Origin of the sequence: Stenotrophomonas sp. HMWF003, from assembly GCF_003061285.1 — a bacterium.
GTDB classification, from domain to species: domain Bacteria; phylum Pseudomonadota; class Gammaproteobacteria; order Xanthomonadales; family Xanthomonadaceae; genus Stenotrophomonas; species Stenotrophomonas maltophilia_AP.
Map to the genome: position 1 here is coordinate 787 of NZ_QAIW01000296.1, position 1,224 is coordinate 2,010.

The 1,224-nt window shown below is 69.7% G+C and carries 1 protein-coding gene and 1 pseudogene; one reads left to right on the forward strand and one right to left on the reverse strand.

The genetic code is table 11. From position 1 onward, the window contains the following. Positions 1–421, forward strand: a 421-nt coding sequence (locus tag DBR34_RS12115; RefSeq protein WP_258223867.1) for a ferritin-like domain-containing protein, incomplete at its 5' end; no start/stop codon positions are given. A gap of 89 nt (positions 422–510) precedes the next feature. On the opposite strand, the pseudogene DBR34_RS12120 reads toward DBR34_RS12115, so the two are convergent. After that, positions 511–1,224, reverse strand: a pseudogene (locus DBR34_RS12120) (penicillin-binding protein 1C); the annotation flags it as partial.

Genomic DNA, 1,224 nt, shown 5'->3' on the forward strand with positions numbered 1-1,224 from the left:
CAACGATGCACTGGCCACCGAGTACGTGTGCGTGCTGCGCTACTACCGCCACTACTTCATGGCCAAGGGCATGCTCGCCGATGCGGTCAAAGCCGAATTCCTGGAGCACGCCCAGCAGGAGCAGGCGCATGCCGGCAAGCTGGCCGAGCGCATCGTGCAGCTGGGCGGCGAACCGGACCTCAACCCGGACACCCTGACCGCGCGGTCGCATGCCGAGTACAAGGAAGGCAAGGACCTGCGCGACATGGTCCGTGAGAACCTGATCGCCGAGCGTATCGCCATCGACAGCTACCGCGAAATGATCAACTTCGTCGGCGACAAGGACACCACCACCAAGCGCATCCTCGAAGAGATCCTGGCCCAGGAAGAGGAACACGCCGACGAATTCGCCGACCTGCTGGACGGGTGGATCGGGCAGTAATCCCGGCCACGTACCGGCTCCGCGCAGGATCCGAACGCACTGCAATGCCGGCCAGCGGCCGGCACTACCGGCGTCTTCGCGGCGCGACGTCAGCGCAGGATACGGAACCGCACCTGCGTCCAGGCGCCATCGGCGGCCAGCGCGGTGAGTGTGTGCTCGCCGGTTTCGTCGAAATCGCGCTGGAACAGGCGCGCGCCCTCGGTGCGTGCGATCCAGCGCCCATCCAGCAGCCAGTCGATGCTGTTGTCGTTGCCCAGCGCGCGCAGCTGCAGGCGCACGCCGTGTTCGGCATTGGGCGCGCGGGCCAGCGTGGCGCGGTCGTTGAGGCCTTCGATATGCAGGCTGCCGCCGCTCTCGCGACCATCGTCGCTGCAGTCCGGCGACAACGCCGGCAACTGCGCGGCGCGCCGTTGCGCCAGGGGCAACCACGGTGACAACAGGGCCGGCCAGCGCGCGATCTCGCGTACCTCGGTCTCGTGCGGCAGGCGGCAGTCCGGCGACACCCGCAGGCCGGTGCGTGCGTCCACGTTGAAGCGCTGGCGCCCCGGCTGCCACAGCCGCGCGTCGCGCTCGGCGAAGGTGGGCGGCACTACGCCATCCAGCACGAACGCATCCAGGCGGCGCTGGCACAACGCCTCCCCGGTGCGCTCGGCCAGCTCCCCGGTCGGCCAGCAGATCGCCTCGCGGGTCACGTTGGCCGGCATCGGCGCGCCACTGGCGTCGCCGGCCTGGCGCGGCAGGCTGTCCACCACCTCGAACATCAGCGGCAGCGCGGTCACCGCGCCGTACTGCCCGGGCAACGG